Annotated in this window: 12 protein-coding genes; 7 read left to right on the forward strand and 5 right to left on the reverse strand. The window is 66.4% G+C overall.

Features of this window, described 5'->3' with window-relative positions; genetic code table 11:
* Positions 1-90 precede the first annotated feature (90 nt).
* Positions 91-888 (forward strand): exodeoxyribonuclease III, encoded by a 798-nt coding sequence (locus tag H2037_RS07290; RefSeq protein WP_292119668.1) that lies wholly within the window; start codon positions 91-93, stop codon positions 886-888.
* 71 nt (positions 889-959) lie between these two features.
* Here H2037_RS07290 and H2037_RS07295 read toward each other — a convergent pair whose 3' ends face one another.
* A complete protein-coding gene (locus H2037_RS07295; RefSeq protein WP_292119670.1) occupies positions 960-3,902 on the reverse strand; it encodes a TonB-dependent receptor in 2,943 nt (980 codons plus the stop codon).
* A 322-nt stretch (positions 3,903-4,224) separates the two neighbouring features.
* Positions 4,225-5,694: a PLP-dependent aminotransferase family protein gene (locus H2037_RS07300; protein WP_292119672.1), complete on the reverse strand. Its 1,470-nt coding sequence runs from the start codon at positions 5,692-5,694 to the stop codon at positions 4,225-4,227.
* Positions 5,695-5,754: 60 nt separating this feature from the next.
* Here H2037_RS07300 and H2037_RS07305 point away from each other — a divergent pair, with 60 nt between their 5' ends.
* Positions 5,755-6,372: a hypothetical protein gene (locus tag H2037_RS07305; protein WP_292119675.1), complete on the forward strand. Its 618-nt coding sequence runs from the start codon at positions 5,755-5,757 to the stop codon at positions 6,370-6,372.
* A 3-nt stretch (positions 6,373-6,375) separates the two neighbouring features.
* On the opposite strand, the gene H2037_RS07310 is transcribed toward H2037_RS07305, so the two are convergent.
* Together H2037_RS07310 and H2037_RS07315 are read right to left on the reverse strand one after the other, a co-directional pair.
* The gene (locus H2037_RS07310; protein ID WP_292119678.1) at positions 6,376-7,062 is read right to left on the reverse strand and encodes a response regulator transcription factor; all 687 of its coding nucleotides are present in this window, start codon (positions 7,060-7,062) and stop codon (positions 6,376-6,378) included.
* An 80-nt stretch (positions 7,063-7,142) separates the two neighbouring features.
* The gene (locus H2037_RS07315; RefSeq protein ID WP_292119680.1) at positions 7,143-7,841 is read right to left on the reverse strand and encodes a YggS family pyridoxal phosphate-dependent enzyme; all 699 of its coding nucleotides are present in this window, start codon (positions 7,839-7,841) and stop codon (positions 7,143-7,145) included.
* Here H2037_RS07315 and H2037_RS07320 point away from each other — a divergent pair.
* Positions 7,840-8,487: a thiamine phosphate synthase gene (locus H2037_RS07320; RefSeq protein WP_292119682.1), complete on the forward strand. Its 648-nt coding sequence runs from the start codon at positions 7,840-7,842 to the stop codon at positions 8,485-8,487. The two genes, H2037_RS07315 and H2037_RS07320, sit on opposite strands and share 2 nt — an antisense overlap.
* A 32-nt stretch (positions 8,488-8,519) precedes the next feature.
* Here the strand turns inward: H2037_RS07320 and H2037_RS07325 are convergent, their stop codons facing one another.
* Positions 8,520-8,927: an NtrZ family periplasmic regulatory protein gene (locus tag H2037_RS07325; RefSeq protein WP_292119685.1), complete on the reverse strand. Its 408-nt coding sequence runs from the start codon at positions 8,925-8,927 to the stop codon at positions 8,520-8,522.
* Between the two features lie 370 nt (positions 8,928-9,297).
* Between H2037_RS07325 and H2037_RS07330 the strand changes: the two genes are divergently transcribed.
* The 4 genes from H2037_RS07330 (at position 9,298) to holA (ending at position 14,018) form a co-directional block, all read left to right on the forward strand.
* On the forward strand, positions 9,298-9,750 hold the full coding sequence (locus H2037_RS07330) for a DUF3576 domain-containing protein (protein WP_292119688.1): 453 nt from the start codon (positions 9,298-9,300) through the stop codon (positions 9,748-9,750).
* Between the two features lie 175 nt (positions 9,751-9,925).
* A complete protein-coding gene (leuS, locus tag H2037_RS07335) occupies positions 9,926-12,490 on the forward strand; it encodes a leucine--tRNA ligase (RefSeq protein WP_292119692.1) in 2,565 nt (854 codons plus the stop codon).
* Positions 12,490-12,969, forward strand: a complete 480-nt coding sequence (gene lptE, locus H2037_RS07340; protein WP_292119696.1) for an LPS assembly lipoprotein LptE — start codon at positions 12,490-12,492, stop codon at positions 12,967-12,969. Before leuS ends, lptE begins: the two co-directional genes overlap by 1 nt.
* Positions 12,966-14,018 carry a DNA polymerase III subunit delta gene (holA, locus tag H2037_RS07345; protein ID WP_292119699.1) on the forward strand — a complete coding sequence of 351 codons (1,053 nt, stop codon included), beginning with the start codon at positions 12,966-12,968 and terminating at the stop codon, positions 14,016-14,018. The genes lptE and holA overlap by 4 nt, the downstream gene beginning before the upstream one ends.
* Positions 14,019-14,037 lie beyond the last annotated feature (19 nt).

Here is a 14,037-nt window from a genome sequence, read left to right on the forward strand (position 1 = left end):
CCCGGCGGCGAGAGAGACGATCAACTTCCATAAGCCCGGCCCGTAGCGGCCGGGCCTTTTTTATGGGGCGAGGCCTGCTAAAGCGGGGCCATGACAATTCGCCTCGCCACCTGGAACATCAACTCCGTCCGCCTGAGAATCGACCAGGTGGCGCGGTTCGTCGACGAACGCGCGCCCGACGTCCTGCTGCTGCAGGAGATCAAATGCACGACGGACCAGTTTCCGCGCAACGCCTTCGAAGAGATGGGCATGCCGCACCTGCGGGTGGCGGGCCAGAAGGGATGGCACGGGGTGGCCATCGCCTCGCGTCTGCCGCTGGAGGACAGCGACACCATCCAGGTCTGCAAGCTGGGCCACGCCCGCTGCGCTTCGGCTAAGGTCGCGGGGATCGACGTGCAGAACTTCTATATTCCCGCCGGCGGAGACATTCCCGATCGCGCGCTGAATCCGAAATTCGATCACAAGATGGATTTCTATGAACAGCTGACCGCCCTCGTGGCCGGTGAGGACCGGGCCCGTCCCCGGGTGATGGCCGGGGATTTCAACATCGCGCCGGGCGAGGGCGACGTCTTCAACCATCGCTACATGTCCAAGATCGTCAGCCATACGCCGATCGAGGTCGAGACCCTGAATAGGCTTCAGGAGACGGGCGGCTTCGCCGACGTGCTGCGCGACCGCTTCCCCGAGCCGCAGAAACTGGCCAGCTGGTGGAGCTATCGCGCCGCGGATTTCCGCAAGTCCAATCGCGGCCTGCGCCTGGACCATATCTGGACCTCGCCGGGCCTGACGACGGCCGTGGTCAAGGACACCGCCCGCATCCACGACGACGTCCGCGAATGGGACCGCCCGTCGGACCATGCCCCGGTGACGGTGGACCTGGACGTCTGAGCCCCACCAAACTCCATGAAAAAGGCGGCGAACCGGGGTTCGCCGCCTTTCCTGTCTCTACTCCATCCTGATTAGAAGTTCTTCTTCAGGCTGACGAAGACATAGCGTCCGAGGGCGTCATAGAGGGCCGGATAGGTGTTGCCGTTGGCGCCCGAGGGCGAAACCGGCGGATCGCTGTCCAGCACGTTGTTGACCCCGACGCGGGCCTCGAGCGTGTCGTTGACCTGCCAGGTCGCGCCGAGATCGAAGTAGTTCATGGCGTCAAAGGTCGAATCCAGCTCCCCCTCGACCTTTCCGGTCAGGCTCGAGCCGAAATCGACCGAGCCGATGTGACGCCAGGTTCCGCTCAGGTCGACCGTCCAGGGCGTGCGCCACGTGATCTGGGCGCGGTGACGCCATTCCGGGTTGGGCGAACCGCACTGATCCGAGCCGTAGTAGCCGACGCAGTCATAGACCGAGCTGGCCGTCTGGGTCCCGGTGTCGGTTTCCAGGGTCTCCAGCCAGGTGCCGGTGAAGGCGAGGCGGATCGAGCCCACAGCGGGCAGACGGACATCGGCCAAATCGAAGCCGTAGTTGGCGTTGACGTCGACGCCACTGGTCTTGAGGCCGCCGATATTGATCGACAGGTTCTCCACATAGCCGTCGCCGAGCCACAGGGCGCCGGTATCGGCGTCGCGATTGATGCGCGCGCAGGCCGCCGCGTCATTGTCGTCGTAGCAGAGCGCCAGGGTGTTGGCGGCGCCGACCGTCGAGATCAGATCGTCGACGCTGATGTTGAAATAGTCGACCGAGATATTGAACCCGGGAAGGAAGCCGGGCGTGTAGACCGCGCCAAGGGTGAAGGTCTTCGCCGTTTCCGGATTCAGATCCTCGTTTCCGCCGGTCAGCTGATTGTACTGGCCCGCGGAATTATCGACTACAGAGCTGCCGTAATCGTCAGCCGACATGCCGGTCGCGACGCATTGCGCCAAGGTGGCGGTCATGGCCTCGCCGCAGGGATCCGCGTCCAGATCGAAGAGACCGAGGCCCTGGGCCGAGTAGAGCTCCAGAACATTGGGCGCCCGAACCGCTTCCGAATAGCTGGTCCGGAGACGCAGGTCCTGGACCGGCGCATAGTCGAAGCCGACCGTGTAGGTGTCGGTCGACAGGCTGGAATATTCCGAGCGGCGATAGGCGGCGTTCAGCGAGGCGGAATAGATGCCCGGCAGGTTGTCGATCAGCGGAACCTGGACCTCGCCGAAGATGTCGATGACGTCGCTGGAGCCGCTGACGCCGATCGTCGGGCCGCCCTGACCGGCGCCGTCGCCCGAGGCGAAGGCGGCGTCGGTGGTGGAGGTGAGGGCGTCGCGGCGGTATTCAGCGCCGAAGGCCACCTGAACGCCACCATCCGCATAGGGCGATCTGACGCCATACTGACCGAGGTCGCCGGTCATCGCCGCCGTCAGCACCTGCTGGGTGGTCTCGCCGGTCTGAACCAGCGGAATCTGCAGATAATCCAGCGCCTCCTGCGTCACGCCGCCTTCGGAAAAGATATCGTAAGGCACGCAGTTGGGATCGGTGCCGTCGACGACGGAGCGGCAGGTCGCGACGCCGTCGACACTGACGACGTCCAGGGCTCGGGTCAGGCGGGTGACGGAGAAGTCATTGGTATAGACCCGCGACAGGCGGACCTTGGAGAACTGGCCTGTGACGTCGTAGTCCCAACCGTTCGAGATCTCGCCGCGCACACCCCCGACGGCGCGGTAGGATTCGTAGTTGAGGACGTCCTGACGGCCGCCGCCTTCGACGTTTCTTCGACCGATGAGCAGCGAAACGCTGTCGCCCGCGGCGATATTGGCGGCGGTGCAGCCGATCGTCGTCGCCTGCTGGGCCGACATCAGTGGATTGTCGCAGTTGATCGTCGACGTATTGAAGAAATCGCCGGACGGCGCGATCTGGGCCACCGACGAATAGTCGGTGAACATCAGTTGAGCATAGGCTTCGGCGTGATCATTGATCTGATAATGTCCGAAGGCGCCGAACGTATATCGTTCGTCCGGACGTTGGTAATAGTTCATCGGACCGTAGTTGTAGGCGTTCTCGGATGCCGAATACGGGACAAAGGTCTGGTTCTCGCCGAGGGTGTAGCTGCCGGTCGAGGCGATGAAACGTCCCGGATAGGAGGTGCTGGAGCCGCCGCAGTCGTAGGTGTCTCCCGAACTCGGCGCAGTGATGGTGCAGGCTGAATAGTCACGGTTGGCCTGAAGCACGGCGTTGTTGCTCCGATAGCCGGCGTAGGCCGTCAGATTCCCTCGACCGTCAGGAGAGGACACGCCCATGGTCAGGGTGACGTCGCGGCTTTCGCCGTCGATGACATTGTCGTTGGGGAGCTGGAACTGGGACGCATTGGTTTCCGCCCGCGCGGCGATGGCCTCGCGGATGTTTCCGACGCCGTCATAGTCGTTATTGTGCTGGTAGAAGCCGTATTTGGCGTCCAGCTGGATGCCTTCGAAGTCCTTCTTCATGATGAAATTGACCACGCCGGCGACGGCGTCGGAGCCGTAAACGGCGGACGCGCCGCCGGTCAGGACTTCGATTCGCTCGACGAGGGAGCCGGGAATCTGGTTGAGATCCGCCGCGATGTCATTCGGCGACCCATAGCCCATCCGACGACCGTCGATCAGGACGAGGGTGCGCGAGGCCCCAAGATTTCGCAGCGAAACGGTCGCGGTGCCCGAGGCGCCGTTGGAGACGGTCGAGTTCTGCGAGGCGAAGGCCTGGGGCAGCTGGGTGACCATGTCCTCGATGCGCGACACCCCTGAGGCCGCGATGTCTTCGGATGTCACCTGGGTCACCGGGCTGGTCGTCGTCAGGTTCGCCTGGCGAATACGTGATCCGGTCACCACGATCTCGCTGACGTCCGTGCCGACTGGAGGGGTGGCCTCCTGTGCAATCACCGGCGTCGCCCCGATCATTATGGCGCCGAACAAGATGCTGCTGGTCAGCAACTTTTGACGGATGGAATGAATTTTCAATGGAACCCCCAAAAATCAGGACAAATCCACCGTCAACCAATCACAATGTATCTAGGCTGATACAATGTATATCTTAGTTGCAATACACTATATCAAATTAGACATATTCAGCATTGACGCCGGCTGCCGACAGGGTTATTCTAAACAAACGCTCATGCATCATAAAACGCAGTGAGTGCGCTCATTATACATTCACATGTCATATTAAGGTCACGCTTCTGCCTTCGATCCCAAGTCGAGACGAAGAGATGTGTGCGGGTTCGGCTGGGAGACGTAAGATCGAGCAGAGCGCGTCGTCACTCTGCGCCGCGGGACGTGCGCCTCAGTAGATAGGCACGGGGCGCGTGGGCTTCGTCACTGCCGGCTTGCCGCCCCGCGTCAGCCTGTGCGCCGCCCTTGCCAGCCGTTCGACCGCTTCGTCGAGCACGGGTTCGGGCAGGGTGTAAGGCAGGCGCAGGCGGCGTTCGAAGGCCCCGTCGACGCCGAAGCGGGGGCCCGCGGCCAGTCTTAGCCCTTCGGTCTCGGCCAGAACGGTCAGGGCCGAACTGATCGGCGCGGGCAGATGCGCCCACAGCGACAAGCCCCCAGCCGCGCGTGGACAGATCCAGTCCGGCAGGCGTTCGGCCAGGTGCGCGCGCAGATGATCGCGCCGCGCCCGCAGCAGGGGCCGGCGCGCCGCCAGGGCTTGGCCGCCGTCGTTCAGCAGTTCGACCGCCGCCAGCTGTTCCAGGATCGGGGTTCCGAGGTCGAAACTGGCGCGGCTCTGGGCCAGACGCTGGATCACGGCGCGGTCGGCGCGGATCCAGCCGATCCGCAGTCCTCCCCAGACGCTCTTGGACATGGAGCCCAGCCGCACGATGCGTGGGGCGTCGACGGCGGAGGCGGTCAGGGCGGGCGGGCCGCTGAGGGTCAGTTCGACCAGGGTCTCGTCCAGCACCAGCAGGGTCTGCGACCCCTTGAGCGCGGCCAGCAGACGCAGGCGATCGGCGGCCCGCATCATCCGGCCGGTCGGATTGTTGTGGTCCAGGACCAGATAGGCCATGGGAGCCCCGCTGTCGCGACAGGCGGAGGCGAGACCCTCGACGTCCCAACCCTCGTCGCCTGGACCGTCTGGCAGGGCGACCGGAGCGGGACGGGCGCCTGCGGCCAGGATGGCGTCAATCGCCTGCGGATAGGTGGGGTGGTCGAACACCACCGCCTCGCCGGGCCGCACCGTCAGCCGCAGCAGATGGACCAGGCCGTTGTGCGCCCCGTGGGTGATCAGGATCTGACCCGGCGAGGTGGGCAGGCCGCGACGCCGATATCCGGCGGCCACCGCCTCGCGCAGTTCCTCCAACCCGGCCGTCTCATAGCCGTGGCCGGGCAGGTTCGCCGGCAGCCGCTCCAGCGCGCGGACATAGGCGGCGTGGACATTGGGATCGGCGGGCAGGACGGCGGCGGTCAGATCGATCATGCCAGGCCCGGCGGACTCAGAGCGCGGCGATTCCTCCGTCGTCGCGCGAGCCCTGGGCGCGGCTGGCAGTCGGGTGCGCGCCGCCTCGCCCGGCCCCCCGTCCAGAAAGCCGTCATCCCGAAGTCTGCCGTAGGCGGCAGAGACGGTCGTACGGCTCAAACCCAGCGCCCGCGCCACTTCGCGCTCGCCTGGCAGCTTGGCCGCCAAGGGAAGTCGTCCGTCCAGGATCAACAGTCGTACCGCGCCAGCCAGTTGGCGATAGGCCGCGCCGCTGCCGGGGGTGCGCCAGGCGCCGAGATGCCGGATCAGGGTGGCGGGACCGAGGGCGCGGGGCGACATGGGGCCAGAATGGCATAACTGGCCCTTTTTTTCAAAGCCGGTTTGGCTCAAATCGGTCGAATGACCCGTCGCCTTATCCAGCTTTTCGCCGGCCTCACCCTCTACGGCCTGTCCATCGCCCTGATCGTTCGCGCCGATCTGGGGCTTGATCCTTGGGATGTGCTGAACCAGGGGGTGTTCGAAAGATTCGCCGGGCCTGCGGGAATCAGTTTCGGCTTGGTGGTCAATCTGATTGGTATGGCCGTGCTGCTGCTGTGGATTCCGCTACGCCAGAGGCCGGGAATCGGCACTATGGCCAATGTGCTGGTGATCGGCACGGTAGCGAATTTCGGTCTGGACTGGATTCCGTCAGACCTGGGACTACCGCTGCGAGCGGTGCTGCTGGGCGCCGGGATCGTGCTGAACGGCGTGGCCAGCGGGGCCTATATCGGCGCGGGGCTCGGTCCGGGTCCGCGCGACGGCCTGATGACAGGACTGGTGGCCCGCACCGGCTGGCCGGTAAAATGGGTGCGGACCAGTATCGAACTGGCGGTCGTCACCGTCGGCTTCGGCCTGGGCGGTTCGGTCGGCCTGGGCACGGTCCTCTACGCCCTGACCATCGGCCCGCTGGTCCATATCTTCCTGCCGATGTTCGCGATCAAACCCCGCGACAGGCTCCGCGAACGGGCGGCTCACTGATCCTCAGGGCTGAAGCCGGTACCCGCCCGCGTCGGTCAGCAACAGCCGGGCCTGGCCGGGCTCGGGCTCGATCTTCTGGCGAAGGCGATAGATGTGGGTTTCAAGCGTGTGGGTCGTGACCCCGGCGTTATAGCCCCAGACCTCGGTCAGCAGTTCCTCGCGCGACACCGGCTTGGCGCCGGCGCGGTAGAGGTATTTCAGGATGTTGGTTTCCTTCTCGGTCAACCGCACCTTCTTGCCCTTGGCGTCCATCAGCACCTTGGCGGCGGGACGGAACTCATAGGGGCCAATGGAGAAGACCGCGTCCTCGGACTGTTCGTGGCTGCGCAGATGGGCGCGGATACGGGCCAGCAGGACGGCGAAGCGGAAGGGTTTGGTGACATAGTCGTTGGCGCCGGCGTCCAGCCCCAGGATGGCGTCGGCGTCGGCGGCCTGGGCCGTCAGCATGATGACCGGGGTCGAGACCCCGTCCTTGCGCAGCAGGCGGCAGGCCTCGCGGCCATCCATGTCCGGCAGATCGACGTCCAGCAGGATCAGATCGGCCCGAATCTCGCGCCCCATCCGCACCCCGTCCGACGCGGTCGAGGCTTGCTGGGTCTTGAACTCTTCGTGCAGATTCAACTGCTCCGCCAGCGCCTCGCGCAGGTCGTCGTCGTCGTCGATGATCAGAATGGTCTTGGGCGTGGGCATGGTCAGACAATGGCGAGGCTTGGCCCCCGCGCCAAGGCTTGGGGGTGCGAATTCACGTCGGGTTACGGCCTAGAGGCTGTTTAAGGCCGATTTCGTTCCCCGAACAACGCGGTTCCGACCCGGACATGGGTGGCGCCGCAGCGGATCGCGGCCTCGTAGTCGCCGCTCATCCCCATCGACAGCACCGACAGGCCGTTGCGTTCGGCCATGTCCCGCAGCAGGGCGAAATGCGGCTCGGGCGGCTGGTCTGCCGGAGGGATGCACATCAGTCCGTCGACCGTCAGCCCATAGGTTTCGCGCGCCGCGGCGATCAGGGCGTCCGCGGCCTGCGGCAGGACACCGGCCTTCTGGGGTTCCGCGCCGGTGTTGATCTGGATGAGGACTCGCGGCGATCGGTCGCGCTTCTGAGCCGCCAGGGCCAGGGCGCGCGCCAGCTTCTCGCGATCCAGGGTTTCGATCACGTTGAACAGGGCGACGGCGTCCTCGGCCTTGTTGGTCTGCAGGGGGCCGATCAATCTCAACTCCAGACCCGGCAGATCGGCCAGCCGGTCCGCCCAGCGGCCCTGGGCCTCCTGAACCCGGTTTTCACCGAAAACCCGCTGACCGGTCGCCAGTATGGCGTCGATCGCCTCAGGGGGCTGGGTCTTGGAGACAGCGGCCAGGGTGACGCCGGCCGGATCGCGCCCCGCCGCCCGGCAGGCGGCCTCGATCCGGGCGCGGACCTCGGCCACCCGTTCGGCGATGGACGGGAATGGCGAAGCGGGGGAAGAAGGGCTCATGATCCTGCCGACCGGTTACAGCGACGACGCGCGCGCGCTCTGGGATGCGGCGACCGCTCTAAACCGCGCCGCCGCCGCTGTCAGCCCGGCCGCCGCCGGTCTGCCGCCCCTGCTCTTCTTCACTGACCCCGTCCGAACACCCCGCCCGTGGGAGACGGCCGCGCGGCTGCCGACCGGGGCGGGGGTCGTCTATCGGGCTTTCGGGGTCGAAGACGCGGTGAGGATCGGTCGCCGCCTGCGCGAGGCGACGGAACGGGCGGGCGTGAAACTGTTGGTCGGATTGGATGCCGGCCTTGCCGAGGCCGTGGCGGCGGACGGCCTGCACCTGCCCGAACGAGAGGCGGCGTGGGCGGCGGTGATAAGAGCGGATCATCCGGACTGGCTGTTGACCGCCGCCTGGCATGGGGGGGCGGTCAGGACCGACGTCCTCGACGCCCTGGTCCTGTCGCCGGTTTTTCCGGCCGGGGGCGCCTCGGCCGACAAACCGGCGTTGGGCGTCATCGCGTTTGGCGAGAAGGCGAGGCGCGCCGCCGTTCCCGTCTATGCCTTGGGCGGGATCAGGCCGGACCGGACTGAATTATTGATGCAATCGGGCGCTTGCGGTCTGGCGGGGGTGGAGGCGGTTCAGTCCGCGTTCGCCGCTTAGACCGACGCATCGTCCTCGGCGGGCTTCGAAGATCAGAACTTGAAGATGGTCTCGAGGCGGACGCGCGGCTGGGCCCGGCCGTTGGTTTCCGGCGCACGGGCCGGATCGGCTTCGGGCGAGGCCACGGCGGCGGCGGCGCCGACACGCAGCCGGTCGTTGAGGCGGTAATAGGCGCCCGCTTCGACATCGCCCCAGTCGGTCTCGCGGCCGACAGGTTGATTCAGATTGAAATCGAGACCCCAGCGGCCGCGGTCGTTCAGACGCAGGCCGCGACGCTGTTGCGGGGCGTTGCGCTGTGCCGCCTGGGCTTCGGACAGGGTGACGCTGGGCGCGCGGCTCTGAGGCGTCGATCCTTGAGCCTGTGCAGCGAACACGGGCGTGGAGACGGCCAGGGCGGCCATCGTCGCAAGCACCACAGTCGAGAGACCGCCGAAACGCATTTCAAACCCTTCGGACGTCGCCGAACGACGACGTCGCAAACCCTGAACCGACCGTTCTGGCCGTGAACGCCGCGATTAGACATCGGGGGTCCGCCCGGTCAACGCAACGTACCCCGGATAACGGAGTTCCACGTCATTGTTGCAGTGCGATGTGGCTCAAGCGTCACGGGAATTGGTTGAAATCGAGGAAGTCTGTCAGCGACTTGTCACAGAACGGCGCAATCGGTATCGCCGCCGTCCTTCACTTCGCCTTGTCATCGCCCCTTTTGCCCGTGTTATAGGGTCGCGCAGCGGCGTGGAGAAATCCGCAAAGCCGTACGCGCGTGGGGGCCGGCGCCTCCACGTCCCTGAGTTTACGGAGACTTCCTTGATGAGCCTCAACAAGGCCCTGGTTCGTGGCGTCGCTCTCGCCCTGGTCTCGGGCGCCGCCCTGGGCGCCTGCTCGAGCATCCCCTTCGTCGGCGGCGGCAAGTCCGCCCCCAAGACGAACGTGCAGCAAGGCATCGGCGTCAACGGCTATCTGTGGCGCGCGTCCCTGGACACGCTCAGCTTCATGCCGCTGGTGACCGCCGACCCTTGGGGCGGCGTCATCAACTATGACTGGTACGTCAATCCGCAGACGCCGAACGAGCGTTTCAAGGCGACCGTCTTCATCCTGGACACCCGCCTTCGCGCCGATGCGCTGAACGTGACGGTGACCAAGGAAGTGAAGGGCGCGGACGGCCAGTGGACCACGGCCCCTGTCGCCGCCCAGACCGAGGCCGATCTGGAAAACGCCATCCTGACCAAGGCGCGCCAGCTTAACCTCGCCAACGCGGGCTGACGCCCACGTCAGTGTTCTTATCAGGCGCCGCCGCCCTTTGGGCTGTTTGAGCGCCATTTTTCCCGCGATGCCGCCCACTGGCGGCTTTAGTGCGGCAAATCTTCTTGGGCGCTGTCGTCCTTCGGGCTAGTTGAGCCGGGAGGGCGTCAGCGCCCTTCTGACTTTCAGGACGACCGTGGCCCGTTACGAACCCAAGACCGCCGAACCCCGCCAGCAGGCTCGCTGGGCGGAAGCCTCCGCCTTCGTGACGAAGGACACCGGCCGGCCGAAATATTATGTGCTGGAGATGTTTCCCTATCCGTCGGGCAACATCCACATGGGTCACGCCCGCAACTATGTGATGGGCGATGTGGTGGCGCGGTCCAAGCGCGCCCAGGGCTTCGACGTCCTGCATCCGATGGGCTGGGACGCTTTCGGCATGCCGGCCGAGAACGCCGCCATGGAGCGGGGCATCCACCCCAAGGGCTGGACATACGACAATATCGCCCAGATGCGCGACCAGCTGAAACTGCTGGGCCTGTCGCTGGACTGGTCGCGCGAGTTCGCCACCTGCGACCCGGAATATTACGGCAAGCAGCAGGCCTGGTTCCTGGAGCTGTATCGGCGCGGCCTAGTCTATCGCAAGGACGGGGTGGTCAACTGGGACCCGGTCGATAACACCGTCCTGGCCAATGAGCAGGTCATCGACGGGCGCGGCTGGCGTTCGGGCGCCGTGGTCGAGAAGCGCAAGCTGAACCAGTGGTTCCTGCGCATCACCGACTATGCCGACGACCTGATCGACGGTTTGAAGACCCTGGACCGCTGGCCCGAGAAGGTCCGGCTGATGCAGGAGAACTGGATCGGTCGCTCCAAGGGTCTGCAAATGACCTGGGCCTTCGCAGGCCAGGCGCCTGCCGGCTACGAGTCCGGTGTCGAAATCTACACAACCCGGCCCGACACCCTGTTCGGCGCCAGCTTCCTGGGCCTGGCGCCCGATCACCCGATCTCGAAACAGCTGGCTGAAGCCGACCCGGCGGTGGCCGACTTCGTCGCCAAATGCCGCGCGGGCGGCACGTCTCAGGCCGACATCGACCAGGCTGAGAAGATCGGCTGGGACACGGGCCTGAAGGCGGTCCATCCCTTCACCGGCGCCGAAATTCCGGTCTGGATCGCCAACTTCATCCTGTCGGAATACGGCACGGGCGCCATCTTCGCCTGCCCGGCCCATGACCAACGCGATCTGGACTTCGCCCGCAAATACGACCTGCCGGTGATCCCGGTGGTCCGGCCCGAGGGAGGGGGCGACGACTTCGCCGTAGCCGACGAGGCCTATACCGGCCCCGGCTCCATCTTCCATTCCGACTTCCTGGACGGTCTGGACATAGAGGCAGCCAAGGCCGAGGCCGTCCGCCGCGTCGAGGCGGCCGGAACCGGCAAGGGGGCGACCATCTATCGCCTGCGCGACTGGGGCGTTTCGCGCCAGCGCTACTGGGGTTGCCCGATCCCGATCATCCACTGCCCGTCCTGCGGGCCGGTGGAGGTTCCCGCCGACCAGTTGCCGGTGGTTCTGCCCGACGACGTCACCTTCGACGTGCCCGGCAATCCGCTGGACCGTCACCCCAGATGGAAACACGTCAAATGCCCGTCCTGCGGCCAGGACGCGACGCGCGAGACCGACACCCTGGACACCTTCGTCGACTCCAGCTGGTATTTCGCCCGTTTCACCGATCCGACGGCGGCCGAGCCGATCAACACCGAGGCGGCGAACCGCTGGCTGGCGGTGGATCAGTATATCGGCGGGGTCGAACACGCGGTGCTGCACCTGCTGTACGCCCGCTTCATCACCCGCGCCCTGTCGGACGCCGGCATGCTGTCGGTGAAGGAGCCGTTCGCCGGCCTGTTCACCCAGGGTATGGTGGTCCACGAGACCTATCGTCGCGAGAGCGGGCAATGGGTCGAACCCACCGACGTCGAGCTGACCAATACTGACGGCGTCCGTTCGGCGCGCCAGCTGTCGACCGGCGAAGCCCTGGTCATCGGCGACATCGAGAAGATGTCCAAGTCCAAGAAGAACGTCGTCGCCCCTCAGGAAATCCTGGAATCGCATGGCGTGGACGCCGGTCGCCTGTTCGTCCTGTCCGACAGCCCGCCCGAGCGCGACGTGCAATGGACCCCCGGCGGGGTCGAGGGCGCCAGCCGGTTCGTGCAGCGCACCTGGACCCTGTTCGACGCGTATGACGCCGGCTTCGCCGGCGAGGACAAGGCCAACGCCGACCTGCTGCGCGAGACACACAAGGCGATCAAGGCCGTGTCCGAGGGGGTCGAAGGCTTCCGCTTCAACTCGGCCATCGCCAAGCTGTACGCCTTCGTCGCCACGATCCGCGACAGCGCCCAGGCGGGCGGCGACGCCAAGCGCCAGGCCCTGTCGGCCCTGGCCCGGCTGATCGCCCCCTTCACCCCGCACCTGGCCGAGGAATGCTGGACGCGGCTCCATGCCGAGAACGGGGGCGAGGACGGGATGGTTCTGGACGCGCCCTGGCCCGTGTGGGACGCTGCGCTCGCGGCCGACGACGAGGTGGTCCTGCCCATCCAGATCAACGGCAAGCGCCGGGCGGAAATCCGCGTGGCGCGCGGCATGGAGCCGGTAGAGGTCGAGGCTCTGGTCCTGGCCGACGAGACGGTGCAGGCGCGGCTGGAGGGTCTGAGCGTGAAGAAGATCGTGGTGGTCAAGGACCGGATCGTCAATCTGGTGGCCGGCTGATGCGTCTCGCGGCGGCATTCGCGGTTCTGTCGGCTCTGGCGGTCTCCGCCTGCGGCTTCACACCCATGTACGCCGAACCGGCCACTGGGTCGTCGCTGCGGCGGATCGCCGTCGCCACCCAGGACGACCGGCTGGGCTATCGGTTGCGCGAACAGCTGGAAGACGCCCTGGCCTGGGACCGCTCCGCCACGCCCCTGTACCGGTTGACGACCCAGGTCGAGCAGAACCGCCGCTCCCTTGGGCGGCGGATCGACGATACGGCCACCCGCTATGAGCTGACGGTCAAGGCGACCTGGACCCTGACCCCCGCCGCCGGCGGGACGCCCGTCACGGGCGTGGAGACGGTGACCACCACCTACGCCTCCGCCGACCAGCCCTATGCCGCCATCGCCGCCCAGCAGGACGGCGAAGAGCGCGCCGCGTCGGAACTGGCTCGCCTGATCCGGCTCGACCTGATGCAGGCCCTGTCGAACCGGTGATCCTCGCCAAACGCCCGGAAATCGATCGCTTCCTGAAGGCGCCCGATCCGGCCATCCGGGCGGCGGTGATCCACGGCAGGGACCGATCCGGCGTCGCGGAACGGGCCGAGGTCCTGTGCCGTACAGTCACGCCGGACCTGAACGACCCCTTCAACGTCACCGTCCTGACCGACAGCGATATCGACAGCGACGAATCCAAGCTGGAAGAGGCCCTGACGGCCATGTCCCTGATGGGCGGGCGGCGTCTGGTGCGGATCCGGCTGTCGGCGCTGAAGCCCAGCGTGGACAAGGCCGTGGCCGCCGCCGTGAAGATCCATGCCGAGGGCGGCTATAATCCCGACGCCATGCTGGTGGTCGAGGCCGACCAGCTGGGCCGCGAATCCGCCCTGCGCAAGACGGCGGAAAAAGAAAACGGAGCCGTCGGCATCGTCTGCTACGAGGACGAGACCGGGGATGTGGCGCGGATGACGCGCGAGGCGCTGGCCGCCGACAAGGTGGGCCTGACCGCCGACGCCCTGGACCGTTTCGTCGGGCGCCTGCCGCGCGAACGGGGCCTGATGCGTCAGGAGATCGAGCGGCTGGCCTTGTTCATCGGCCCCGGCTCGAGCCGGACCATCGACGTCAACGAGCTGGAACAGCATCTGGGCGTGGAGCCCGACGCCTCCCTGTCCGACGCGGCGCTCCAGGCCTTCGGCGCCCGGCCGGGACCGGCCCAGTCGGGCCTGAGACGCGCCTTCGCGGAAGGCGAGTCCTCGGTCCTGGCGGTACGGTCGGCCGCGTTGCATCTGGGCCGGCTGCGGCGGATCAACATCCTCCAGGCCAACGGGGCCGGAGCGAAAGAAGCCGCCAAGGCGGCCGGGGTCTTCTGGAAACAGGAGGCGGAAATGCTGCGTCAGGCCCGCGCCTGGCGGCTGGAAGCGCTGGACGAGGTTCTGGACAGCATCAACACCGCCGACGTCGCCACCAAGACGACGGGCATGCCCGACCAGCTGATCGCCGAACGCCTTCTGCTGGAGATCGCCGGGCGGGCGCGGCGTCTGGGTCTCTGAGGCCAGAAATTGAAGCTTG

The organism is Brevundimonas sp., from assembly GCF_013912065.1.
Classification (GTDB): domain Bacteria; phylum Pseudomonadota; class Alphaproteobacteria; order Caulobacterales; family Caulobacteraceae; genus Brevundimonas.